Here is a 23,787-nt window from a genome sequence, read left to right as displayed (position 1 = left end):
GGATAGGAACAGCCCATGAAGTGCTACCGGATGGGGGGACGCAGATGACGGGCCCCACAGTGCTCGCCTTCGAGGAACGTGAGTACACCCGCGCCGAGCTGGATACCGCGGCCGACGACCTGGCCGCCGCGCTCGCGCGCCGCGGGGTCGGATCCGGGCAGCGGGTGGCGCTGATGTCGTCCAACCGTCCGGAATTCGTGACCGCGGTACTGGCCGTCTGGCGGCTCGGCGCCGCCGTCGTGCTGCTGAGTCCGGCGTGGAAACGCGCGGAGGTCGCGCACGCGCTGGAGATCACCGGTGCGCGGCACGCGCTCGGTGATCATCCGGTACTGGCCGAACTCATGGACATGATCTCGCTGGACGATCCGGTACCGGCGGGCTCCCGGACCTTCGCCGAGCCGGATCCCGGAGCCGACGCGGTACTCGTCTTCAGCTCCGGCACCACCGGTATGCCGAAAGCAGTACGCCATACGCATGCTTCGTTCGCCGCCGCGGTGCGGCACTGGCGCGACGCGTTACGGCTGGGGCCGGGCGATCGGATCCAGGTGGCGACCCCGCCGTCGCATATCCTCGGCATCCTCAATATCGTCACCGCGCTGGACTGTGGTGCGTGGGTGCGGCTGCACCGCCGGTTCGAACTCGAACGAGTGCTGCGGACCATCGAATCCGACAAGATCACCATCGAGATGGCGGTCGCGCCGATCGCCTTGGCGATGGCGCAGCACCCCGGCCTCGAATCCTACGATCTGTCCTCGTTGCGCTACATCATGTGGGGCGCGACCCCGGTGACGGCCAGCGTCGCCGAAACCGTGACCCGGCGGACGGGGGTGACCTGGCTGCCCGCCTACGGGGCCAGCGAACTTCCGGTGATCGCCTGCAATCCGATCGACTCCCCGCGACTGGACTCGGTGGGCAGGGCCGTCCCCGGTGTCGAGGTGCGGGTGGTGTCGCTGGACGACCGGGAACCGGTGGCGCCGGGGGTGGACGGGGAGATCCAGTTGCGGGCGGAGTCGGTAATGGCCGGTTACCTGCCCGATTCGGCGACAGCGGGCGCGTTCGACGACGGCTGGTACCGCACCGGCGATGTCGGGAACCTCGATGCCGACGGCTGGCTGCGGCTCACCGACCGGTCCAAGGAAATGATCAAGGTGCGCGGATTCCAGGTGGCACCGGCGGAGATCGAAACGGTCCTGCACGGCCACGACGCGGTGACCGACTGCGCGGTCTTCGGCGTGCCCGACGGCGCGAACGGCGAAGCGATCGTGGCGGCCGTCGCGATCTCGGCACCGGTCACCGCCGCGGAACTGATGACGACCGTGCAGGAGCGGCTGGCCGGCTACAAGCGGCTGCACCGCGTGCTGTTCGTGGACGAGATTCCCCGCCTGCCGTCCGGCAAGGTGCTGCGACGAGTGCTGAAGGAGCAGTATGGACGTCCGGCTGACCAGTGAACAGCGACAACTGCGGGATGCTGCCGCGAAACTGGCCGACGAACTCGGCCCGGGTTCGGTACTGGATCTGGCCGATTCCCGGCGCCGCGCCCGGCTGGAGGAAGCGGTGTCGAGCACCGGTTTCCGTGACCTTCGTTCCGATGGCGCCTCCGGGGTGGAAGTGGCGCTGGTGGCCGAGGAGTTCGCGCGCGGACTGGTGGATGTCCCTTTCCTGGGACCGGTTCTCGCCGACGATCTGCAGGGCCGGCTCGACGGAGACACCGCGCGGTGGACGGTCGCGCATACGGGCGTGGCGATCGACGCGTCCGGCTGCGATCGGGTGCTGAAGCTGGAGGGGAGCGGTGTCTTCGCCGGGGCGGTCGGTGCCGAGGTCGCCGGTGCGGATCTCACCCGGGCGGCACGAGCGGCCGCGGGGCCCTGGGAGCCGCGGGGTGATATCTCCGCGGCACACCGGGATCGCTGGCAGGCCCTGGCATTCACCGCCACCTGTGCCGATCTCGTCGGTGCCGCACGGGGTGCCCAGCGGCTCGCGGTGGAGTACGCGAAAGTCCGTGCGCAGTACGGGCAGACGATCGGTGCCTATCAGTCGATCGGACATCTGCTGGCCGAGAGCGAAGCGCTGATCGAGGGTTCGATCAGCGTGCTGTGGCATGCCGCCTGGGCGGTCGACGAACTCGAACCCGCCGCGGCGCTGCGGGCCGCGCGGATCGCCAAGATCTACGCCGCGCGCGCCGCCCGCACCGTCTGCGAAACCGCGATCCAGGTGCACGGCGGGATCGGCAACACCTGGGAATGTCTGGCCCACGTGTATCTGCGGCGGGCACTGGTGTCCACCGAACTGTTCCCCGTACGCCTGGAGGAGGCCGGCCTTGGACTTTCGTGATTCCCCGGAGGAAGCGGCGTTCCGGGAACGCCTGCGGGACTGGCTCGCCGGGGTGGCCGGTGAATACCCGACGTCCGGCGACGAGTACTGGGCCCGGCAGGGCGAATGGCATGCCGAGCTGTACCGGGCCGGATTCTTCGGGCTGTCCTGGCCCAAGGAGTACGGCGGTCAGGAGCTGCCCCCGGTCTACGACGTGATCCTGGACGAGGAGCTGGCGATCGCGGGTGCCCCGCCGCGGCCGAGTCTCGGATATCTGATCCAAGGTCTCGGCCACCATGCGAGTCCCGAACTGTGCCGGCGTTTCCTGCCGGGCATGATCGACGGAAGCCAGCGCTGGTGCCAGGGTTTCAGCGAACCGGGTGCGGGATCGGATCTGGCTTCACTCACCACGACGGCGACCCGCGAGGGCGACGAATACGTCATCCACGGGCACAAGATCTGGACCAGCTATTCCGATGTGGCCGACTGGTGCCTGCTGCTGGCACGTACCGACCCCGCCGCGCCCCGGCACAAAGGGATCTCGGCATTCGTGCTGTCGATGAAACAGCCGGGAGTCGAGCAGCGGCCGCTGGAGATGATGAGCGGGGTGACCACCGAATTCGGGCAGGTGCTGTTCGACGGCGCCCGAGTCCCCGTGGATCAGCTGGTGGGCGCGCCCGGCGAAGGCTGGAAACTCGCCATGACGGTGGTCGGCCACGAACGTGAACCCTCCACGCTGGGATACGCCGCGCGCTACGGGAAACTGGTCCGCCAGCTGGCCGCCCGGACCGACGGGACCATCCCCGAGGAACTCGCGTGGGCGGCAGTCCAGGCGGAGATGCTGCGCCTGCACGTGCGGCGCCGGCTGTCCGAACAACTGGACGGGGTGACCCACGGCCCGCAGGGCTCGCTCGACAAACTGCTCATGACCTGGGTCGACCAATCGGTCGGGCATGCCGCGCTCGCCGTGGCCGGGACCGGTGATCAGGAGATGTTCGGCTCCTACCTCTACAGCCGCGCACAGAGCGTGATGGGCGGGACATCGCAGATCCAGAAGAACATCATCGCCGCACGAATCCTCGGATTGGGAGCCTGAAATGTACGATATGCCACCGGAAATCGACGTCCGGGCCGACGGTTCGCTACGGATCATCACCCTCAACCGCCCGGACGCGCTCAATGCCGTCGACGATGCGCTGCACACCGGGCTGGCCCGGCTGTGGCCCCGGCTCGCCGAGGATCACGACGCCCGCGCCGCGGTGCTCACCGGCGCCGGTAAAGCCTTCTCCGCGGGCGGTGATTTCACCTACCTGGAGGAACTGGGCCGCGATACGGTGCTGCGCGAGAAGACCATCGCGCACGGCCGCGATATCGTGCTCGGGATGGCCCGCTGCCGGGTGCCGGTGGTCGCCGCGGTCAACGGTCCCGCCGTCGGTCTCGGCTGCAGCCTGGTCTCGCTCAGCGATATCGTCTACATCGCCGAAACCGCCTACCTCGCGGACCCGCACGTCCAGGTCGGATTGGTGGCGGCCGACGGCGGCCCGCTGACCTGGCCGCTGCATACGAGTCTGCTGCTGGCCAAGGAATACGCGCTCACCGGCGCCCGCATCCCCGCCGAACGGGCCCGGGAGATGGGCCTGGCCAATCATGTGGTCGCCGATCCACTGGCCGAGGCCCTGGCCTGTGCGAAGCGGATCGCCGGAATGCCCCGCCAGGCCGTGGAAGCGACCAAGCGGGTGCTGAACATCCAGCTGGAGAAATCGGTGGCGTCCACCCTGGACTACGCCCTCACAGCGGAGTACCAGTCCTTCCAGACCGATGACTTCCGCGCGACGGTCGCCCGGTTCAATTCCGGAAAAGGCTGAAGGGCTCGATGACGAGATCGATACCGGTACGAGGTGTCGCGATCGTGCAGTACGGGTTGTGCGTGAGGTTGCGGGATCTACGGGTCGACAGGCCGCTGACGAGGTAGACGCCGTCGTCGTTCACCGGCGGCCACACCACAGCCGAACTCCGCGTCGTCCTCGATACCGGCGCGGCCCGGTCCGCACAGTGGACCGGCGCGCCCGGTTGAAGCGATGACCTGGGCACGGGCCTATTATCGGACGTGTCGGGGGCCGACCAATACAACGATTCGGCGAGTCACAACCGCACGGCGAACCTCGCCGTAAGAAGGTGATGGTAATGACCGAGAAGACGCCCCGTATCGCCACGCGCCGGTCGATCGCCGGGGTCGCACTGGTGGGCGCCGCGATAGCTGGTCCGCTGGCAGCGGCGAGTCCCGCCCTGGCGGCACCGACCCCCGGGCCCGGCGTGGTGCAGACCGCGCAACCGGGCGGTCAAGGTTTCGGCGAGAACTGGGGCCACAACAATGGCCGCGGCGGCGGCTGGGGTGGCGGCTGGGGCAACGGTGGCGGTGACAGTTGGGGCTACGGTGACGGTTGGGGTGGCGGCGGTGGCTGGGGCGGGGGCGGCAACGGTGGCGGCTGGGGCGGCCTGATGGGCAGCAGCTGACCGACTGGACATCCGGGCGTACGGCCGTATCCGCCGGATGGTCCGGACTCGCCGGTTCCGGCGGGCCGGAACCGGCATCACGGTGTGACGAGCAAGGTCTCCGAGCGTTGGACGGTACCCGTGATGCCGTGGGCGTCCTGTGCCGCGAGCAGGGCGGCGGCCCGGCCCATGGTCTCCGGCGGTTCCACCATCTCGGCCGGGATATCGCCGCCGCCCGCCGCCCGCCAGCCCTCGGTGAGCACGACTCGCGACGGGCTCAGGCAGTTCACCGCGATATTGTCCGGCCGGAGATCGACGGCGAGTCCGGTGTAGAGCCGTTCCACCGCGGACTTGGCCACCCAGTAGGCGTTCGACCCGCGGTCGGTCATCGCCACCCCGGTGGTCGTGATCGCGACCAGCGAACCGCCACCGCGGGCCCGGATATGCGGGATGACCGCGCGGGTCACCAGGAACACCCCGGTGAGGTTCACGTCCAGGCACAATTGCCAGCGTCGTAGCGGGGTGGTCTCGATCGGCCCCAGCCACAGCACCCCCGCGTTCGCGACCAGAATGTCGATTCCGCCGAACTCGGTAACGGTGGCAGTCACCGCGGCACGTACCGATTCCTCGTCGGTGACATCGCAGGGCACCGCCAGTGCCCGGCCGCCGGCGGCAGCTATCCGGGCGGCCACTTCGTGGATGGTTCCCGGCACCCGGCCCGTGTCCTCGGAGCGTGCCGCCACCGCGACGGCCGCGCCCCGCGCGGCCAGGCCCGCCGCGATGGCGGCGCCGATGCCCCGGCTGGCGCCCGCGACGAAGGCGACCTTTCCCGCCAGCGATTCCTCCGTCGCGGTGCGGGCGGCGGTGTCGGTGCGAGCGTTCGGTCCGGTGGAGGTGCCGGCCGCGGGGGTCGCGTCCACGGGCTCGTTCACTTCGGCGGGAATCGCAGGGCGCCGTCGAGGCGGATGACCTCGCCGTTGAGGTAGTCGTTCTCCACGATCGACTGGACCAGTTGCCCGTACTCGGGGGAGCGGCCCATCCGCTTCGGGAACGGGATCTGCGGGGACCAGTACTGCTCGAGCTGGTCGGCGGCTTTGCCGTAGGCGGGGGTGTTGAACGTGCCCGGTGCGATGGTGACCACGCGGATACCGAGTGGCGAGAGGTCGCGGGCGGCCACCAGGGTCATCCCGATCACGCCACCTTTGGCCGCCGAATACGGCAGCTGGCCGATCTGGCCCTCGTATCCGGCGACCGACGCGGTATTGACGATCACACCGCGCGATCCCTCCGTGGTCGGCTCCGATTCGGCGATGGCCGCCGCGGACAGCCGCATCACGTTGAACACGGCGATCAGATAGAACTCGATGGTGGTGCGGAATCCGTCCAGCGGCAGCGGGCTGCCGTCCTTGCCGACCAAGCGGCCGCCGGTCGCCGGACCGCCGTGGGTGTCGACCGAGATACGCAGCGGTCCGAGGGATTTCGCTTCCTCGATGGCGGCCTGTACCGATTCCTCGCTGGTGGCGTCGGTGTGGACGTAGCGGATACCGAGTTCGTCGGACAGTTCCCTGCCCTTGTCGTCGGCGACATCGGCCACCACCACTTTGGCCCCGGCGGCGTGCAGCCGCCGGACCGTCGCCTCGCCCAGTCCGCCCGTACCGCCGACGACAATCGCCGAACTTCCCTCGATCTGCATGGCACTACCCTCTCTTGCGATTATCGCTCTCAGATTGAGAGAATACTATTCTCATGTATATCGGCAAGATCGTCGACGTGGGGGAAACTGGAGAGAACTGATGCCTGAAGCCGTGATCGTATCCGCGCTGCGCACCCCGATCGGGACCGCCGTCAAGGGCACGCTGCGCGAAACCACCGCCTTCGACCTGGCCCATCACGTGGTCGAGGCGACGACCAAACAGCTCGAGACCGACGCGCCCATCGACGATCTGGTCCTCGGCGAGGGCCGCTACGGCGGCGGTGTGATCGCCCGGCACGCGGCTGTCACCGCGGGCCTGACCGGTGTGCCCGGCCTGGCGCACAATCGACACTGCGCGGCCGGTATGGCGGCCGTGCAGACCGCGGCGGCCGGTATCCGGGCCGGGATGGACCGGCTGGTCCTCGCCGGTGGGGTCAATGCCGATTCCACCGCGCCCAAGGCCCGGTTCCGCGTGGGGCCCGAGGAATGGGCCGACCCCTGGACCTCGCCCTCGCATCCCGACCGGCCGGACGCGCCGAATCTGGACATGTCGATCACCGTGGGCTGGAACGCCGCGGTGAAATCCGGGATCACCCGCGCGGACCTGGACGCCTGGGCGCTGCGCTCGCATCGCAACGCGATCTCCGCCATCGACGAGGGTCGCTTCGCGGACGAAGTGGTCCCGATCGATACACCTTTCGGGCAGTTCGCGGTGGACGAACATCCGCGGCGCACCACCACCCTGGAGAAGCTGGCTTCGCTCAAAGTGCTGCACCCCGAGATCGACGGGTTCTCGATCACGGCGGGCAATGCGGCCGGGGCCAACGACGGTGCCGCCCTGCTCACCGTCGCCAGCGACGAACTGGGGCTACCGGCCCTGGCCACGATCCGGTCCTGGGCCTCGGTGGGTGTCGATCCCGCCGATACCGGTCTCGCGCCGATCGAGGCGATCACCAAAGCCGCCCGCAAGGCGGGGATCTCGCTCGGTGAGGTGAAACTGTTCGAGATCAACGAAGCGTTCGCCTCGGTGCCGATCGCGGCGGTGCGGGCCCTGGATCTGGATCCGGATCTGGTGAATGTGAACGGCAGCGGCTGCTCGCTCGGGCACCCGGTGGCCGCCACCGGAGCCCGCATGATCGTCACCACGATCCACGAATTGCGCCGTCGCGGTGGCGGTCTGGCGATCGTGGCCATGTGCGCCGGCGGGGGTATGGGTTCGGCGACGGTACTCGAGGTCGCCGCGCCGTGAGTGACAGCGGTACCGCCGGGGGGATGTCTCCGGCGGAACTGATCGCCGCCGCGCGTACCGGTTCGGTGCGCGCGGCGGGCCGGTTGCTCACCCTGATCGAAGGACCGGGGCGCGACGAGGTACTGCGGCTGCTGGAACCGGCCGGTATCCGGGTCGTCGGGTTCACCGGCCCGCCGGGCGCGGGGAAATCCACCACCATCGCGGCGGTGGTGAGTACCTATCGCGCGCAGGGCCTTCGGGTCGCGGTACTGGCGGTGGACCCGTCCTCGCCCTACAGTGGCGGTGCCCTGCTCGGTGACCGTATCCGCATGGCGGCCCATATCGACGATCCGCAGGTGCTGATCCGGTCCATGGCGACCCGCGGGCACCTGGGCGGTCTGTCCGCGGCGGTGCCGGCGGCGATCCGGCTGCTGGCCGCCCTGTCCTACGATCTGGTCGTCATCGAATCGGTCGGGGTGGGGCAGTCCGAGATAGAGATCGCGGCGGTGGCGGATCCGACCGTCGTGGTCCTGACCCCTGGGGCCGGGGACGCCGTACAGGCGGCGAAGGCGGGATTGCTCGAGGTGGCCGACATCCTGGTCGTGAACAAGGCCGACCGGGACGGTGCCGAGCAGACCGTCCGGGAACTGCGTGCCGAATCCGATGTCCCGATTCTCACGGCTGTCGCGTCGACCGGTACCGGCATCCACGAACTGGTCGACGCGGTCGATGCCCACCACCGCGCCGATACCGCGCAGCGCCGAGCGGCCCGGGCCCGGGCGCAGATCCTTTCACTCGCCTACAGCCGATTGCGCGTCCACCCCGGACTCGGCGCGCTCGCCGACGCCGTGGGAGCGGGCGAATGCGATCCCTATTCCGCTGTCGACCGGCTGCTGCGGCCGGTCGGTGCCGGGGAGCGGTCTACCGGCGGCAGCACCGCCGAGTGACCTGTCGGCGGAGATATCGCACGACGTTGAGCCGGGTATATCTCCGCCACGAAGTCGACGGCCGGTGACGAAGCCGAGGCGCCCGGTTGCGGCGGAAACGAGTGCGGGCCGCAGCGGCCTGCCGGTCTCGCCGGTGGCCGGGCTCCGTTACTCCCACGGCGAATTCGGAGTCGTGCCGAGTCTGCTCGACCGGCGAAACCTGTCGTAGTGTTCCGGCACTATGGACGTATGTCTACAGGGGAATTCACAGTGCGCGCGGGGGATCGGCACGGGACGGTCGAAGACGAAACGTGGTTCCGCCGCGCGGCCGAGGCCGGCGTCGCCGAGGCGATGAACCACCTCGCGGTCCTGCTCCAGCGAAGAGGAGAAGCCGCGGCGGCCGAGACATGGTATCGGCGGGCCGTAGCCGCCGGTCACCACCCGGCGATGTACCACCTCGCGGATGTACTGGAAGCACGGGGCGAGACAGCGGAGGCCGAGGCCTGGTTCCGGCGTTCCGTCCGCGAGGGCGACCATCATGCGATGTACGCGGTGGCACGCCTCCTGCACAAGCGGGGGCGAGCCGCGGAAGCCGAGATCTGGTTGGGGCGTGCCGTGGCCGGACTGCGCCCCGGCGACCCGTGCAGCGGAAACTCGACCATCGGTGGTAGGGCCCGCAAAGCCAGAACTCGCGCCGAGACCCGGGATTCGTCCTGCTGTCCGCGGGTCTAGGTGGCTCCGGGCCGGTAGTCCGTGTGCAGGCGGGTCAGCCGCTGGGTCCGGATATGCCAGGCACCGTCGATCTTGGAATAGGTTTCGTGATAGTGCCCGAACCCGTGTACTCGGGTACCGTTCGGCCAGGTCAGTCTGTCCTCCAAGGCCCAGATGCCCTGTGCTTCGGTTTCGCTGAGCAGATCGATCTCGGGGGAGTGCCCGTGGTGGATCGTCAGCGCGTCGCCGATCCGGCCGGTGAGGAACGTGAGGAAACGGTCGGCCCCCGTGATCACCTCGCCGCCCGATTCGGAGAGGTCGATGACGACATCGTCGCAGAAGAGCTCGCGGAATCCGGCCCAGTCCTTGGTGTCCATCAGGCGGAAGTAGCGGGCTTTGAGCGCCCGTAGCGCTTCGTAGTCGTTCACGGTCGTCCCAGGTTCGCGTTGATCGCCGGCAGGTCCAGCACCGTGCGGATCCCCGGCGGCGCCGCACAGACGTGGGCGACGGCGTTGACGGCGCGGTTGGCTGTATAGGACGGGGAGTGTTCGGCCATCTCCGCGAGCGGGAACGGGAACACCATATCGATTTCGAGCGGAGCGTCTCCCCGTACCGACAGATGCCAGCCGGTCGGGCGGATCGCCCAGTCGGTCCCGGCGTCGGCGCCGCAGTGCCAGATCGCGCGGAAGGAGACGACGGTACGCCCGCCGCGCCGTCCGGAGATCGTGATGCGCTGGGCGGCTACCGTGCCCTTTTCGATGGTGCCCGCGGCGATGTCGAACGTATGCCCCGCCGTCGCGACCTCACCCGCCGCGGTCACCTCGTCGAGAGGCAGGCCGATCCCGTCGGCGAGCAGCCGCAGCGACGGCCCGAAACTGTTGCGCAGATGGTCCAGGCGCGCTCCGGCGAAATCGGCCGGGGGGCTGCCGAATCCCATCACATCGAACAGGATCCCCGGGGAGTTCCGCTGGGAGAGGTCGGCGTACTCCTCGATATCCAGCGAATCGAGCCGCCGCTGGATCGAAGTGAGTACGAGCGGTACCGCCTCGGTGATGAACCCCGGACTGCTGCCGGTGCTGTGGATCGAGGTGGCGCCCACCGCGCACGCCGCCTCCACCCGGATCCGGATATCGGGATCCATACTGGGCGGGTGGTGGAAGAGGCCGCAGGTGGTGACGATATTCGTGCCCGCGGCCAGGATCGCACAGACCTCGTCGATATCGCAGGTCTGCGGCATGTAGAGCACGCAGTCCGGCCGCCGCGCCAGGATCTGCTCGATATCGCCGGTCGCCTCGATCCCGGTGGGACCGTCCAGACCACAGAGTTGCGCGGCGTCCTGCCCGTGTTTGTCCGGCGAATGCGAATACAGCGCTGCCAGTTCGAGTTCCGTATGTGTGAGGATCGCGCGCAGCGCCCGCCGGCCGATGGTGCCCGTGGCCCATTGGGCCACCCGGTACGGGCCGCCGGAGCCGGGGCGGGCGGGGGAGGTCAGGGTACTGGGTTCCATCGGATTCTCCGTCCGTGGTGTGTGGTAGCGGCCGGGGCCGGTCAGGGACGGAAGCGCAGCAGGGCTTCCTGCGCGAACGAGGCCACCAGCGTGCCGTCGGAGGTGAGGACATCACCGCGCCCGTAGGCGCGACCGTGGGCCAGCACCGTCCCGTGGTGGCGCAGCAGCAGCCAGTCGTCGCTGCGGAACGGCCGGTGGAACCAGAGCGTGTGCGAAGTGGTGGCCGAGGTGAATTCGGTGCCGTTGCCGCTGTGCTCGAATCCGTCGATCTGGCGCAGTACGGTACCGATCACGTTCAGATCGGTCGCGTAGGCGACCAGGCCGGGCGCGAGTTCGGCGCCGACCTCCGGCGTCCGCATCCACAGATCGTATTCGGCCGGTCCCACCGATTTATCGCTCAGATCGGTGAGCGACCGGGTCTCCCAGGGGATGAGGCCGATCTCGATCCGGTGTTCGGGTCCGGGCAGCGGGGACGGTGCCGCCACCGCCTGACTCTCCCGGCCCTCTTCCATCGCGGTCATGGAGACCAGCGCCGTGGCGATCACATCGCCCTTCTGCCGCGCGACGATGGTGAGGGTCGCGAAGGAGCGGCCGCGATGTTGCGGTTGCACCACGTAGTACACCGGGGCGTCGCTCTTACCTTCGCGCGCGAAGATCACGTGTACGGATTTCACGGTCTTGTCCGGGCAGGCGAAAACGGCGGCCCGCAGGAACTGCGCCAGCAACTGGCCGCCGAACAGCCGGTGATACTCCAGTTGCTGATTGGGGCCTTCGAACACCGACAGGGTGGCCTGCGGATCGGGTTCGGGCGCAGTCCTGTCGCCGTCCGGCGGCAGGGTGCCGTCACCGGTCTGCGGCGTGGTCGGCCGCAGACGGAGGTCCATACAGGCGAGGAGATCGGTCCAGAGATCGGGCATACACCGAGTGTAAGCCTGTTTCTCTGATTTGGAGAACGTAATTCTCGCCTAGTCGGCGTGCGCGAAGCCCCGAGCGCAGAATTCCCAGATCTCCTCGGCCGAGATGGGATACGCGGTCTCGTCGTCGATACCACCGTTGGACTGTGCGGTGAACATGACCGTCTGCATCACCATGGCTGCCATCCGCCGCGGATTGACCTCGGTGCGCAGCAGTCCGGCCTTGTCGGCGTCGATCATCAGCTCGGTGAACAGGGCCAGCAGCGGAGTATGCGCGACTTTCACCTGCGCCGGGTGGCTGACCAGCAGCTGCGGGGCGAAATCGGTGAACAGCGGGCGCTGCGCGGTGGGATCCGGACGGCACAGTTCGTAGAGGAGTTCCACGGCCAGCTGCAGCCGCTCCAGGGCGTTGTCCTTACCCGCCGCGGCGGCGCGGATCTGTTCGGCGGTCCGGCTCAGGGCATCCTCGAACAGGGCCAGCAGCAGCTCGTGCTTACCGTCGAACTGCAGGTAGAAGCTGCGCAGCGACTGTTTGGACCGGTCCACGACCTCCTGGACCGTGAAATCGGTGGTGCCCTTCTCGGTGATGATCGCCTGGGCGGCATCGAGGAAGCGCTGGACCCGCTGTTCGGCGCGTAGTTTCGCCGTGCGGATCGAGCGCTCGACGGCGCGCTGCTTCCAGGCCGGTTCTTCGCTCGGGCTGGTCACCGGATCGCCCGTCCGATCCCATTGATCCCATCTGTGGAGAACATGAGTGCACTGTACCGGAGAACGTCCCATGTCTGGGCAGGCACGTCCCATGTTCGCACCATTGAGGAGACTATTAATTTCATCTCAAGAGAATGCTATTCTCCTGAACGTAACGCAACCCCGCCACAGGAGGCAGCCCGGATGCTCTTCGAGTTCGATGCCGATCAACGGCTGCTGCGCGACACCGTCCGGGAAGTCACCGCCAAAGAGTGCCCGCCCGCCGTGATCCGCGAGATCGTCGACGCCGGCGCGGATCCGGGCCGGCTCTGGAAAATGTACGTGGAGCTCGGCTGGACCGAACTCGTCGAACCGGAAGCGGCCGTGGAGCTCGGCATCGTGCTCGAAGGATTGGGGCGGGCGACCGACCCGACGCCCTATCTTGCCACCATGACCCAGTTCGCGCCGCTGGCCGGGGATTCGGCCACCGCCGACGGAACCGGCGCCGCGGTGTTCGAGGGGGTCACCGCGACCCGCGACGGCGACGGCTGGTTGCTGAACGGCAGTGCCGCGCCGGTGCTCGACGGCGACCGCTGCGACCGCCTGGCCGTGGTTACCGAGGCCGGTGTGTTCGTGGTCCCCGCGCATGCGGTCATCGCCCGGCGGACCGCCGCCTTCGATCCGGTGCTGCATCTGGCCGAGGTCACCTTCGACGCGGTGCGGGTCACCGATGCCGACCGTACTTCCGCGGATCCCGAACGCGCCCGGCAGCTGGCCTTGACCGGTCTGGCGCTGACCACGGTGGGCGCCTGCCAGCGGGTCCTGGACCTGGTGCTCGACCATGTGCGGACGCGGCGCCAGTTCGATTCCCCGATCGGCGCGTTCCAGGCGGTGCAGCACAAGGCGACCGATATGCACGTGGCGGTCGAGCGAGCCCGGGCGCTGGGGTATTTCGCGGCGCTGTGCCTGGCCGAGGACGATCCACGGCGCACGCTGGCGGCCGCCATGGCGAAAGCCGCGGCCGGCGAATGCCAGTCGACTGTTTTCCGGCACGGGGTGCAGTTGTTCGGGGCCATGGGGTTCACCTGGGAGAACGATCTGCAATTCGCGATCAAACGAGCCAAGGCCGGTGAACTGCTGTTCGGCGGCGCAGCGCGGCATCGCGCGGTGGTCGCCGCGGAATACCTCGCCACCGCAAGGTGATCGGCGACACCATGGGAGCGCGTCCCGTGGACGGGGGATGAGCCCGGCCGCGGTCGGCGCAGCGTACGGAAATGAGCGCCGGGTTCCTACCCGGCGTACCCGGAACCGAGGAGCACTGTTTTGTCGTATATCGATTACGAGGTCGCCGATAAGATCGCGACGATAACCCTGAACCGGCCCGAGGCCGCCAACGCGCAGAATTCGGCACTGCTGGACGAACTCGATGCCGCCTGGACCCGGGCGGCCACCGACGACGATGTCGTCGTCATCGTTCTGAACGCCGCCGGTAAGCATTTCTCGGCGGGTCACGATCTCAAGGACGACAGCTGGCCGAAACCGGACAAGATCACGCTCGACTGGATCTACCAGACCGAGAGCCGGCGGTACCTGGAATACACACTGCGGTGGCGTAATGTCCCCAAACCGTCCATCGCCGCGGTCCAGGGACGCTGTATCGCGGGCGGCCTGATGTTGTGCTGGCCCTGCGATCTCATCATCGCCGCGGACAATGCGCTGTTCTCCGATCCGGTCGCGATGATGGGGATCGGCGGTGTCGAGTACCACGGGCACACCTGGGAGCTCGGCCCGCGTAAGGCCAAGGAGATCCTGTTCACCGGCCGCGCGGTCACCGCGCGGGAAGCCGAGCAGACCGGCATGGTGAATATGGTGGTCCCGCTGGACGAACTGCCGGCCAAGACGGCGGAGGTCGCGGGCCAGATCGCGAAGATGCCCCCGTTCGGATTGCGGCAGGCGAAGCGGGCCGTGAACCAGACGCTGGACGTACAGGGCTTCTACGCGGCGGTGCAATCGGTTTTCGATATTCATTCCACCGGGCACGGAAATGCGCTGAGCGTGAGCGGATATCCGATCCTGGTGGATCTCGATCAGATGAAAACGAATATCAAGTAGATCTGCCGGCCGGGGGATCGATCCGTTCGCCGCGGTATCGATCCCCCGGTATCGGAAAAGCGATCACCGAAATGGAAACCGGCGATCAGGGATTCTTCGACACGGGTAGCGTAACCGAATTACGACCACCCGGAACCCTGTTTCCGAATTTCCCTGATGGACGACGATTCCCGAATGTCCATCGGAAAGGTTTCCGCCATGCGTTCCAGTAGAACCCGGCGTACCGCCGCGCTCATCGGCCTTCTCGCACTGACGGCCACGGCCGCTATCGGTTGCGGTGACTCCGGCGACGAGACCACCGCCGCCACCTCGGCCCCGGCCGCCACCAGTTCGGCCGCACCCGCCGCCGCCTCCCCGGCGACCGAGAAGGAGATCACCGACGCGTTCGTCACCTTCTTCGACGGCACCTCGCCGGCCGCGACGCGGGCCGGCCTCGTGGAGAAGGGGGACGCTTTCGAACCGATGCTCGCGGGGATGGCCGCGGATCCGCGGGCTTCCGGGACCAGTGTGACCGTTTCCGCGGTGCAGCTCGTGGACGACAAGACCGCGGATGTCACGTATACCCTGCTGCTCGGCGGGAATCCGGTGCTTCCGGATCAGTCCGGGCAGGCGATCAAAGAGGGTGATACCTGGAAGGTCGCGGCAATGACGTTCTGTTCGCTGCTGGCGGTTCAGGGCAGTGGTGAGCCGAATCCGGCATGTAGCTGAGCGTCGCTGACCGGAAGTTCCTGCTTCCGTCGTCGAGATAGCCGCCGCCGGTTGATACCGGGCGGCGGGTGCTGCTCCGGGCCCGGGTGCCGCGTACCGATTGCGCAGGATCGGTACGCCGCCCGGGCTCGTTCGGTTTCGGCGCGGGGCATCGGTCGCGGGGCATCGGTCGCGGGGCGTGGGGTGAGGAGCACGGGAAGTTGTGCAGGCGCCCGCCGGTGCCCGTGCGGGTCGGATGACGCGGCGATCACCGGAGGCGCCGGATCCTCGGCCTGTTTACCGGACTTCTTTCCGTTCAAATGCTCCGAATTCGCCCTTACCCCAAGGGATGCCGGGCTAAACTCGCCGCGGCATCTGCGGAAACGTCGTTTCCCCAGGTGCGCTTCATCACTCTGCAGAAAGACGAATCGATGTCACGAAGACACCGGGTAGCGCGCCTTGCTGCCGCGGGCGGGGTCGCGCTCGCGCTGAGCGCGGTCACCGGCTGCGGTAATTTCTTCGGCCCCGACAACTGTTATGTCCTACCCGCGTCCGGAAATCCCGGTGATGCCGCCGAGAAATCCGCCACGGCAGCGGGTTCCATACCCGCCGTCGCGGATTCGCCGGTGGCCGCGACTGCGGCGATCATGGGTGTCTACGAGGCATTCTTCGCCCCCGCCACCTCGACCGCGGATCGGATCGCCCTGGTGGAACGCGGTTCGGAATTCGAAACCGAGATATCCGGAATGGCGAATCATATCCGGACAGCGCTCACCACGGTCGATGTCACCGATGTGGTTCTTGCTCGGTCCGGGCAGGCCGAATTACGTTTCACGCTCAATATTTCCGGAAATCCGGTGGTGAGCGGTCAGGTCGGTCACGCGGTCCGGGAAGCGGACGGCTGGAAGATCGCCGCTTCCACCATGTGCGGGCTGGTCGCGATATCCGGGGGAGTATCGCAGGCCTGCGCCTGAACCATCGACATCCCGGTTGCCGGAACGCCTTCCGGGCGTTGTCGAACCGGGGTACCGAGCCACCGCCCTGGAGCGCCGACCAGGGCGAGACGGCCGGCGCGTCACAGATGCGCGAGTCGCGGCGCGTATCCCAGATCGCGGAGGGCGGCACCCGCCTCCCGGGTGAGTTCCCGGGCACTGCCGAGCAACCCGTCGAGCACCAGTACCCGCTTGTAGTGGTGGTGGAATTCGTGCTCGGCGGTGAATCCGATACCGCCCAGCACCTGCTGGCAGTGCCGGGCCGTCAGCAGCGCCGCGCGACCCGCGGCCGCTTTGGCCAGCAATGCCGCCAGTGCCTCGGACTCATCGGGCCGGGGGCTGCGCAGATCCGGATGAGCCGGATGGTCCGCGTCACCGGGCGATACCGCGAGAGTCGCTTCCGCGCCTTCGACGGCCACCAGGGATTCGGCCAGCCGGTGCCGGATCGCCTGGAAACCGGCCACCGGTTTGCCGAACTGATGCCGTTCGAGCGCATGGGTCCGGGCCAGGCCGAGCATGGCCCGCGCCGACCCCACCAACCACCAGCCCAGTGCTCGGCGGGCCCCGTCGATCGGCAGCCGAGCGGTGGCCGAGGGTAGTTCGGCGAGACTGCCCAGACGCTGTAGCGGTAGCCCGGGGTCGATCAGGTCCGCTGCTCCGGAACGGGTTTCGCTGTCCCAGCGCACCCAGGTACCGCCGGTGAAGGGTAGCGGTACGGCCTCGCCGAGCGGCCGGCCGGCCGCGTGGGCGATCACATCGTTGAGCAGCGGAGCGTGCGCGCCGGTTTCACCGAGCAGCCGGAACACCAGGGGTACGGCGATCCCGGCGGTTTCGGCCGGGCCGGTGAGCAGGTCGTACCAGCCCAGTTCGCGCAGTGCCGGATACAGGGCATCGCCGGTGGCCGTGGCCATCGTCTTGCGGAGCGTATCGGTGAGCAGAATTCGTTCATCGGTGTCCACGGCTCACTCCTTGCCCAGGTCGAGCAGTCGACGCGCGATGATATTGCGCTGGATCTCGGCGGTGCCGCCGTAGATGGTCGCCGCGCGCGAATACAGGAATTCCGAACGCCATTCGGTGTCGTCGAGTTCGACGACACCGGGCAGCAGATCGCGGGCGGTATCGAACAGTTGCTGTTCGGCACCCGCCAGCAGGACCTTGTCGATGGAGGTGTCGGGGCCGAGGACGGCCCCGGCGGCGAGACGGCGCTGGGTGGCGCGGGATCGGCAGCGCACGGTGTGCAGCGCCAGATAGGCGGCGCCCAGATCGGCATCGTCACCGGCCGCGGTCTGGTCCAGGACCCGGTCCAGGCGGGTGAACAGATGGGCGATCCGGTGCCAGAAACAGGTGGACCGCTCATAGGGCAGTAGATCCATGGCGACCCGCCACCCGTCGCCGGGGCGGCCGAGCATCCGATCGGCGCCGATCACCACATCGTCGAAGTACACCTCGGCGAATTCGTCGACACCGTGCATGGTGCGCAGCGGCCGTACGGTGATACCGGGCGTATCCATATCGACGAAGAACGCGGTGATCCCGTCGTGGCCGGGGCCGGTGCGGGTGAGCAGGACACAGCGGGCGGCGAACTGCGCCAGACTCGTCCACACTTTCTGACCGTTCACCACCCAGTCCGTCCCGCGCTGTTCGGCGCGGGTGCGCAACGAGGCCAGATCCGAACCGGAGCCCGGTTCGGAGAACCCCTGGCACCACTGTTCGCTGCCGTCGAGCAGCCGGGGCACCATCCGCGCCGCCAGTTCCGGCCGGGCGTAGGAGATCATGGTGGGGGCGAGGACCTCGACCATGGAATAGATACCCGGTTCGGCCAGGCCGCGGGTGGCCACCTCCTCACCGAGTACCGCCCGCAGCAGCGGCTCGCCTCCGAGCCCGCCGATGGATTCCGGCCAGCCGTACCGCATCCAGCCACCGGCGAAGAGTTCCCGCCGGACCCGGGCCAGCTGGGCGACCTGCGCGTCGAAACCGGGCTCGGGTCCGGGGGAGAGATCGTGCTCGTCCAGCCAGGCGCGCAGATCCGACCGGAATTCCTCGACCCTCACCTCATACCGCCGGCCGCTCGAAGGCGTGCGGGATACCGGAATCATGGATACCGCTGCGCCGGATGAAGGTCATGGCGCGGGTGCGCAGCCGCCAGCCCTGGTCGGTGCGCAGATAGGTATCGCTGTAGTAGCCGATCCGCATATCGTGACTGGAATGGTCGACGAAGCACAGCGGCTGGGTGCCGGTGCCGGTATCGCCGTCCAGTTCGATCAGCGGGGTGCCGGTGAGGAAAAGTCCCTTGGGCGCCGCCTCGACGAGTTCGGGGAACACATCGAGGGTGTAGGTGTCACCGAACGCGCTGTAGGTGCCGTCGGGGGTGAACACGCCGATCAGGCCGTCGATATCGCCCTTGGTGATGGTCACCGCGTACCGGGCGAGCAGCTGCTGGATCTCGACCAGGTCATCGATTGCCGCCATAGACCTTCCCGCCTTTCATCACGAACCGCACCTGCTGGGTAACGGTGATATCGGCCAGCGGATCGCCGGGTACCCCGATCACATCCGCGAGCTGTCCCTCGGCCAGCCGGCCACGATCGGTCACCTGGATGAGCTCGGCCGCGGTGACGGTGGCCGCGCGCAACACCGACAGCGGATCCATGCCGCGTTCCACCAGCGCCACCAGTTCGTCGGCATTGCGACCGTGTGGGATCGCCGGTGCGTCGGTGCCGACCGCGATCTTCACGCCGGCGTCGAAGGCCGCCTTCACCGAAGTGCGTGCCTTCGGGAACATCTCGGCGGCCTTGGCCTGGAGTTCCGGGGCCGCCTTGGATACGTCCATGGCGTCGGCGAGCCGGGTGGTGGGCACCAGATAGGTACCGGCCCGCACCATGAGTTCGATGGCTTCGTCGTCGACCAGGAACCCGTGCTCGATACAGTCGATACCGGACCGGACCGCTTCCTTGACCGCCTCCGCGCCGTGGGTGTGGGCGGCGACGCGCAGACCACGCCGGTGCGCCTCGTCCACGATCGCGCGCAGTTCCTCGGTCGAATAGTGTTGCGCGCCGGGTGCGCCCGTCAACGACATCACGCCACCGGAGACACAGATCTTGATCAGCTGGGCGCCGTGCTTGATCTGGTAGCGGACCGCTTTGCGTACCTCGTCGACGCCGTTGGCGATGCCCTCCTCCAGCGTCAGCTTCAGCACATCGGGCGCGAACGCGGAGAACATCGTCGGGTCCAGATGCCCACCGGTCGGGGTGATGGCGTGGCCGGCCGGGACGATACGCGGTCCGTCGATCCAGCCCGCGTCGATCGCCTTGCCGAGGGCCACGTCCAGCAGGTATCCGCCGGTCTTGACGAACAGCCCGAGGTTGCGCACCGTGGTGAACCCGGCCCGCAGAGTGCGCCGGGCATTGCCCACCGCGCGCAACATCCGCAGGGGTGGATCGTCCTGCACCGAGGAGGTGAGGCCGGTTTCGCCCCGGCCGCCCATCAGCAGGTTGACCTCCATATCCATCAACCCCGGGAGCAGGACGAGATCGCCCAGGTCCACTACCTCGCCGTCGGATTCACCCACCCCGCCGTCGTCGCCGACTCCGACGATCCGATCACCCTCGATACGCAGAATGCCGGGCCGGACGATCTCGCCGGAATCCACATCGAGCAGTCCGGCGGCTCGCAGAGTCAGCACGGTCACACCACCGGCTCCCGCACGATATCGAGGTAGGCCGCGCCGCTGTCGGGCACCCGCGGCTGCTTCCAGACCTCCACCGGGAACGAGGCCATCACCAGCGACTGCATCAGATGGAACAGGTTGCGGGCATCGTCGGGGAGGTCATCGATATCGAACCGGTCGCAATAGGCGATGGCGTCCTCGAGCCGGGCCATCCCCGCGTCGTAGAAATCCTGCATCTCCGGCATGGTGGAGGCCAGCCGTTTGGCGTAGCGCTCGGGTTCGGTGGGCAGGATCCAGTCCTCGAACCGGGCCAGATCGGCGAATTCGGCCGGCAGTTTCGACTCAGTTGCCATTGCGGTACTCCTCGACTTTCTTCTGGGCGGTCTTGTGCAGGTGGCGCAGCAGGATCTCCTGGTCGTTGAGCGGGAAATCGGTGACGGTGCGGGTCGCGATCATCGTCTGGGTGGCTTCCAGGGTGTTGGCGTCCTGCAACGCGTATTCCTTGAAGGTCACCCCGGCCAGCTCCTGGGCCAGGCGTTCCCGCGCGTTCTTCGCGGGCACGAAGTAGAGGTTGGCCTCGAAGATGTGCTTGTTCACCGCGGTCGGCCAGTAGTGGTAGGTGAGATACCAGCCCGGCGCCCAGAACAGCAGCGAGAAGTTGGGCCAGATCTCGAATTCGTCCACACCCCAGGCCTTGTGGCCGGCCGGATTGATGCCCGAGGGCAGCGGGTCCAGGCCCTCGATATCGGGCCGGTCCCACGGACCGAACAGACCGCTGCGAAGGATCCGTTCGATCGGTTTGACCATGTTCAGATCCTTGGGCGGGGCCATCCCGCCCCACGAGGAGATCATCGAATGCGGGGCCTGCAATTCGTAGTGCAGGGCCTCGTAGCCGTAGCCGGCCAGTTTGTCCGCTTCGTCCTTCACCGCCTGCTTCATATGCAGGATCGGCGCGTGGTAGAACTCGGCGAAAGCGTCGATGAACAGCTTCCAGTTGCTTCCGACCTCGGCCTTGTAGCTGAAGACCTCGGTCATCTCGTGGAACGGATAACCCTCGAGACCCTTCATCATCGGGCCGAGGAAGGTGGTCAGCGGTTCGGCGTCGGCGTCGAGATTGACGAAGATGAACCCCTCCCACACCTCGCAGCGCACATCCTTGAGCCCGTAGTCGGCGCGATCGAGGTCGAAGAACTCCTTCTCCTGCTGGACGAAGGTGAGTTCGCCCTCGAGGCTGTAGCGCCAGGCGTGGTATTTGCAGGTGAATTGTTTGCAGAAGCCCGAGGTCTCCTCGTTCGGGAAATCGTCCCAGACGAGTTTGTTACCGCGGTGGCGGCAGACGTTGTGGTACGCGTGGATCTCGTTGTCGTTGCCGCGCACGATGATCAGCGAGGTACCCGCCGAGGAGAGTTCCTTGGTGAAGTAGCTGCCCTTGCGCGGCAGTCGCTCCACGCGGCCGACATTGAGCCAGGTGCGCTTGAAGATCGCGTTGCGCTCGTCCTCGTAGAACTGCGGGTCGATGGAATCGCTGTAGTCGACCGGCTCGGTGCCCAGGTCCGGGTAATGCTCGGTCCAGCTACCCGCTGCCGGTTTGTTGAAGTGTGCCAAGGGATTACCTCTCGTACTCGGATCGGACGCCGAAGGTGTTGAAGGCTGCGGCGAGCGTGTTGTAGGTGCCGATGGTGAAGATCAGGTCCATCCGCTGGTATTCGTCGAGCTGCTCGCACAGCGCGTCCCAGGTGGCATCGGACAGATTCGATTTCTCGTCGAGTTCGTCGACCGCCCGCAGGATCAGCTGATCGAGAGTGCCGGTGGCCGCGCCGTGGCGGATCGCCTCGATCTCGGTCTCGGTGATCCCCTCGGCGAGGGCGGCTTCCCGGTGGTGGTTCCACTCGTAGACGCAATCGCGCCGGTGTGCGACCCGGAGGATCGCCACTTCGCGCAGGCGTGCCGGAAGTGTCGACCGGAACAGCAGATGGACGTTCAGGGTCAGGAACGCCTTGGTGAGCGCCGGATGCCGGACCAGCGTCGACAGGGCGTTGCTCGCCGATTCCGGATTACGCATCCGGCGCGGCAGCATCACCCGGAGCGCGGCGTCGACTTCGTCGTCCCACTCCTCGGCGGGTAGCGGCGGTACACGCATCGCGCCTCCTCTCGATGAGAATGGTATTCTCGCTTTCGGATAACAGGTTTCCATGTGGCGGCCCGTTAGTCAACGCGAAGGTCTATCCACAGGTCGCGGGTGCTGCGTAGTTCTGCTGTAGCCGCTGCTCGGCCGTTGCCCCGGAAGACTTCGGGGTCTCTGGGGTACCCGAAAAACAGGATATTGATTCTCGATAAGTGAGAAGCTAGTTTTCATTGACCGAGAGCTATGGATACGGCCCGGACGCACCGGGAAGTCTCGCCGCGGATCTCGGTGCGCGGGCGGATCTGTTCCGCCCGATCACGATCGGCCGGCCGATGGGGGCCGGCGCAGAAAGGACCATCGTGAGACCGAAGCGAATAGCCGCAGGCGTGATCGCCGTGGCATTGCTCGCCACCGCCGGCTGTGGCGGCCGTACCGGAACCGAAACGGAGAACTCCTCCTCCGGTGATTCCGTGGTCGCCGATTTCGGCGACCTGACCGGCGTCTGCCAGGACGGAGACGCCGCGGGTGCACCGACCCAGGGCGTCACCGATACGGAGATCACCGTCGGTGTCTTCTCCGATGTCGGCTATTCGAAGAACCCCGAATTCGTCGACGCCGCGAAGGTGTTCACCTCGTGGTGCAACGCGGCGGGCGGGATCAACGGCCGCACCATCACCACCCAGACCCACGATTCCAAGGTGATGGCGGTCCGCCAGAAGATGGTGGAGGCCTGCCGGACCGATTTCGCGCTGGTCGGTGGTGGCGCCGGGCTGGACGGCCTCGGCACGAAGGAACGGCTCGAATGCACCCTGCCCGATATTCCGGCGCAGGTCTCGCAGCAACCCAACCTGGGCACCGATCTGCAGGTGATCCCCTCACCCAGCACCTTCGCCCACTACGACCCCTACAACGCTTTCCGGCAGTGGCTGACCAAAGAGGCCTACCCGCAGTCGGCCGGTGCGGTCGGCATCATCAACGGCGACTCACCCGTCACCAAGGTCCTCGGTGACAAGGCCGTCGAATCGCTGAACGCGATGGGCGCCGAGGTGATCTACAACCAGCTGTACCCGGTGGGCGGGGTGACCGACTGGACGCCCTACGCGCAGGCCATCAAGAACGCCGGAGTGCGCGGGCTGGTCTGGTACGGCGAGGACGGGCCGCTGACCAAACTCGAGGAGAAGCTCACCTCGATGGACTACAAACTCGACTGGATCGATCCGAACAACAACGCGTTCAAACCCGACTACGTCGATCTGCTCGGCCGTTCGGCGGGCTTCCAGAACAACCTGGTCGACCTCGGCGGTGTGGTGCCGCCACAGCTGGCCGACCAGTCCCCGGCGATGCAGCAACTGCAGGACCTGTACGAGAAGTACGCGCCGGATGCCGTGATCACCCTCCCGGCGGTGCGCGCGTTCTCGGCCTGGCTCCTGTTCGCGAAGGCCGCCGGCAGCTGCGGTGCCGAACTGACCCGGACCTGCCTGATCCAGGCGGCGCAGCAGGAGGACGCGTGGAGCGGCGGCGGACTGCACAGCCCGAACGACCTGACCGACCGGGACGCGCCGCCGACCTGCTTCAACGTCATGCAGGCCACGCCCGAGGGCTGGAAGGCCCCGGATTTCGGTGCCGACAACGGCCTGTTCCGGTGCAACACCCTGCCCTACCGCTACACCGGCAACTACGGTGAGCCGCTGACGCTCGCCGATGTCGGCAAGACCATGAGCGACGTCAAGTAGAC

The 23,787-nt window shown here is 67.5% G+C and carries 27 protein-coding genes; 13 read left to right on the top strand and 14 right to left on the bottom strand.

Annotation, left to right across the window (positions count from 1 at the left end):
• The first annotated feature begins 44 nt into the window (after positions 1-44).
• The 4 genes from ACWEWT_RS17400 to ACWEWT_RS17385 are packed head-to-tail and all read left to right on the top strand — an operon-like array spanning position 45 to position 4,175.
• On the top strand, positions 45-1,448 hold the full coding sequence (locus tag ACWEWT_RS17400; protein ID WP_452560053.1) for a class I adenylate-forming enzyme family protein: 1,404 nt from the start codon (positions 45-47) through the stop codon (positions 1,446-1,448).
• On the top strand, positions 1,426-2,331 hold the full coding sequence (locus ACWEWT_RS17395; RefSeq protein ID WP_452560052.1) for an acyl-CoA dehydrogenase family protein: 906 nt from the start codon (positions 1,426-1,428) through the stop codon (positions 2,329-2,331). The genes ACWEWT_RS17400 and ACWEWT_RS17395 overlap by 23 nt, the downstream gene beginning before the upstream one ends.
• Entirely contained in the window at positions 2,318-3,406 is a 1,089-nt protein-coding gene (locus ACWEWT_RS17390; RefSeq protein ID WP_452560050.1) for an acyl-CoA dehydrogenase family protein, read from the top strand. The genes ACWEWT_RS17395 and ACWEWT_RS17390 overlap by 14 nt, the downstream gene beginning before the upstream one ends.
• 1 nt (position 3,407) lies before the next feature.
• On the top strand, positions 3,408-4,175 hold the full coding sequence (locus ACWEWT_RS17385) for an enoyl-CoA hydratase/isomerase family protein (protein ID WP_452560049.1): 768 nt from the start codon (positions 3,408-3,410) through the stop codon (positions 4,173-4,175).
• On the opposite strand, the gene ACWEWT_RS17380 is transcribed toward ACWEWT_RS17385, so the two are convergent.
• A complete protein-coding gene (locus tag ACWEWT_RS17380) occupies positions 4,156-4,299 on the bottom strand; it encodes a hypothetical protein (RefSeq protein WP_452560047.1) in 144 nt (47 codons plus the stop codon). The genes ACWEWT_RS17385 and ACWEWT_RS17380 overlap by 20 nt on opposite strands.
• 195 nt (positions 4,300-4,494) lie before the next feature.
• On the opposite strand from ACWEWT_RS17380, the gene ACWEWT_RS17375 reads away from it, so the two are divergent.
• On the top strand, positions 4,495-4,824 hold the full coding sequence (locus ACWEWT_RS17375; protein ID WP_452560045.1) for a hypothetical protein: 330 nt from the start codon (positions 4,495-4,497) through the stop codon (positions 4,822-4,824).
• A 77-nt stretch (positions 4,825-4,901) separates the two neighbouring features.
• Here ACWEWT_RS17375 and ACWEWT_RS17370 read toward each other — a convergent pair whose 3' ends face one another.
• Positions 4,902-5,639, bottom strand: a complete 738-nt coding sequence (locus tag ACWEWT_RS17370; protein ID WP_452560167.1) for an SDR family NAD(P)-dependent oxidoreductase — start codon at positions 5,637-5,639, stop codon at positions 4,902-4,904.
• A gap of 92 nt (positions 5,640-5,731) precedes the next feature.
• Positions 5,732-6,496, bottom strand: a complete 765-nt coding sequence (locus ACWEWT_RS17365) for an SDR family NAD(P)-dependent oxidoreductase (protein ID WP_452560043.1) — start codon at positions 6,494-6,496, stop codon at positions 5,732-5,734.
• Positions 6,497-6,596: 100 nt separating this feature from the next.
• Here ACWEWT_RS17365 and ACWEWT_RS17360 point away from each other — a divergent pair, with 100 nt between their 5' ends.
• From ACWEWT_RS17360 to ACWEWT_RS17350, 3 genes are all read left to right on the top strand, one after another.
• Entirely contained in the window at positions 6,597-7,745 is a 1,149-nt protein-coding gene (locus ACWEWT_RS17360; protein ID WP_452560042.1) for a thiolase family protein, read from the top strand.
• Positions 7,746-7,768: 23 nt separating this feature from the next.
• Positions 7,769-8,671 (top strand): methylmalonyl Co-A mutase-associated GTPase MeaB, encoded by a 903-nt coding sequence (gene meaB / locus ACWEWT_RS17355; RefSeq protein ID WP_452560165.1) that lies wholly within the window; start codon positions 7,769-7,771, stop codon positions 8,669-8,671.
• A 228-nt stretch (positions 8,672-8,899) separates the two neighbouring features.
• Positions 8,900-9,382 (top strand): tetratricopeptide repeat protein, encoded by a 483-nt coding sequence (locus ACWEWT_RS17350; RefSeq protein ID WP_452560041.1) that lies wholly within the window; start codon positions 8,900-8,902, stop codon positions 9,380-9,382.
• Here the strand turns inward: ACWEWT_RS17350 and ACWEWT_RS17345 are convergent.
• The 4 genes from ACWEWT_RS17345 to ACWEWT_RS17330 are packed head-to-tail and all read right to left on the bottom strand — an operon-like array spanning position 9,379 to position 12,490.
• On the bottom strand, positions 9,379-9,789 hold the full coding sequence (locus ACWEWT_RS17345) for a nuclear transport factor 2 family protein (protein WP_452560039.1): 411 nt from the start codon (positions 9,787-9,789) through the stop codon (positions 9,379-9,381). The genes ACWEWT_RS17350 and ACWEWT_RS17345 overlap by 4 nt on opposite strands.
• The gene (locus ACWEWT_RS17340) at positions 9,786-10,868 is read right to left on the bottom strand and encodes an NAD(P)H-dependent amine dehydrogenase family protein (RefSeq protein WP_452560037.1); all 1,083 of its coding nucleotides are present in this window, start codon (positions 10,866-10,868) and stop codon (positions 9,786-9,788) included. The genes ACWEWT_RS17345 and ACWEWT_RS17340 overlap by 4 nt, the downstream gene beginning before the upstream one ends.
• A 41-nt stretch (positions 10,869-10,909) precedes the next feature.
• On the bottom strand, positions 10,910-11,785 hold the full coding sequence (locus ACWEWT_RS17335) for an acyl-CoA thioesterase (protein ID WP_452560036.1): 876 nt from the start codon (positions 11,783-11,785) through the stop codon (positions 10,910-10,912).
• A gap of 48 nt (positions 11,786-11,833) precedes the next feature.
• Positions 11,834-12,490, bottom strand: coding sequence for a TetR/AcrR family transcriptional regulator (locus tag ACWEWT_RS17330; protein ID WP_449897060.1), 657 nt, complete (start codon positions 12,488-12,490; stop codon positions 11,834-11,836).
• Positions 12,491-12,673: 183 nt separating this feature from the next.
• Between ACWEWT_RS17330 and ACWEWT_RS17325 the strand changes: the two genes are divergently transcribed.
• The 4 genes from ACWEWT_RS17325 (at position 12,674) to ACWEWT_RS17310 (ending at position 16,242) form a co-directional block, all read left to right on the top strand.
• A complete protein-coding gene (locus ACWEWT_RS17325) occupies positions 12,674-13,672 on the top strand; it encodes an acyl-CoA dehydrogenase family protein (protein WP_452560034.1) in 999 nt (332 codons plus the stop codon).
• A 120-nt stretch (positions 13,673-13,792) separates the two neighbouring features.
• Positions 13,793-14,581: an enoyl-CoA hydratase gene (locus ACWEWT_RS17320; RefSeq protein ID WP_452560033.1), complete on the top strand. Its 789-nt coding sequence runs from the start codon at positions 13,793-13,795 to the stop codon at positions 14,579-14,581.
• A gap of 198 nt (positions 14,582-14,779) precedes the next feature.
• Positions 14,780-15,289, top strand: coding sequence for a hypothetical protein (locus ACWEWT_RS17315; RefSeq protein ID WP_452560031.1), 510 nt, complete (start codon positions 14,780-14,782; stop codon positions 15,287-15,289).
• Positions 15,290-15,699: 410 nt separating this feature from the next.
• Positions 15,700-16,242, top strand: a complete 543-nt coding sequence (locus ACWEWT_RS17310) for a hypothetical protein (protein WP_452560030.1) — start codon at positions 15,700-15,702, stop codon at positions 16,240-16,242.
• 101 nt (positions 16,243-16,343) lie between these two features.
• Here the strand turns inward: ACWEWT_RS17310 and ACWEWT_RS17305 are convergent, their stop codons facing one another.
• The 7 genes from ACWEWT_RS17305 to ACWEWT_RS17275 are packed head-to-tail and all read right to left on the bottom strand — an operon-like array spanning position 16,344 to position 22,067.
• Positions 16,344-17,171, bottom strand: a complete 828-nt coding sequence (locus tag ACWEWT_RS17305) for an acyl-CoA dehydrogenase family protein (protein ID WP_452560163.1) — start codon at positions 17,169-17,171, stop codon at positions 16,344-16,346.
• Between the two features lie 51 nt (positions 17,172-17,222).
• Positions 17,223-18,311 (bottom strand): acyl-CoA dehydrogenase family protein, encoded by a 1,089-nt coding sequence (locus ACWEWT_RS17300; protein WP_452560028.1) that lies wholly within the window; start codon positions 18,309-18,311, stop codon positions 17,223-17,225.
• 1 nt (position 18,312) lies between these two features.
• The gene (locus tag ACWEWT_RS17295; RefSeq protein WP_452560026.1) at positions 18,313-18,729 is read right to left on the bottom strand and encodes a nuclear transport factor 2 family protein; all 417 of its coding nucleotides are present in this window, start codon (positions 18,727-18,729) and stop codon (positions 18,313-18,315) included.
• Entirely contained in the window at positions 18,713-19,942 is a 1,230-nt protein-coding gene (locus ACWEWT_RS17290) for a metal-dependent hydrolase family protein (protein WP_452560161.1), read from the bottom strand. The genes ACWEWT_RS17295 and ACWEWT_RS17290 overlap by 17 nt, the downstream gene beginning before the upstream one ends.
• Before the next feature lie 2 nt (positions 19,943-19,944).
• On the bottom strand, positions 19,945-20,280 hold the full coding sequence (locus ACWEWT_RS17285; RefSeq protein ID WP_452560025.1) for a hypothetical protein: 336 nt from the start codon (positions 20,278-20,280) through the stop codon (positions 19,945-19,947).
• Positions 20,270-21,532, bottom strand: coding sequence for an aromatic ring-hydroxylating oxygenase subunit alpha (locus ACWEWT_RS17280; RefSeq protein ID WP_452560023.1), 1,263 nt, complete (start codon positions 21,530-21,532; stop codon positions 20,270-20,272). The genes ACWEWT_RS17285 and ACWEWT_RS17280 overlap by 11 nt, the downstream gene beginning before the upstream one ends.
• A 4-nt stretch (positions 21,533-21,536) precedes the next feature.
• The gene (locus ACWEWT_RS17275) at positions 21,537-22,067 is read right to left on the bottom strand and encodes a carboxymuconolactone decarboxylase family protein (RefSeq protein ID WP_452560021.1); all 531 of its coding nucleotides are present in this window, start codon (positions 22,065-22,067) and stop codon (positions 21,537-21,539) included.
• 344 nt (positions 22,068-22,411) lie between these two features.
• Here ACWEWT_RS17275 and ACWEWT_RS17270 point away from each other — a divergent pair, with 344 nt between their 5' ends.
• The gene (locus ACWEWT_RS17270; protein ID WP_452560020.1) at positions 22,412-23,785 is read left to right on the top strand and encodes an ABC transporter substrate-binding protein; all 1,374 of its coding nucleotides are present in this window, start codon (positions 22,412-22,414) and stop codon (positions 23,783-23,785) included.
• The last annotated feature ends 2 nt before the right edge of the window (positions 23,786-23,787 follow it).

The organism is Nocardia sp. NPDC003963, assembly GCF_053605105.1.
The sequence above is the reverse complement of the archived record's forward strand: the minus strand, read 5'-3'. Positions and strand labels throughout refer to the sequence as shown.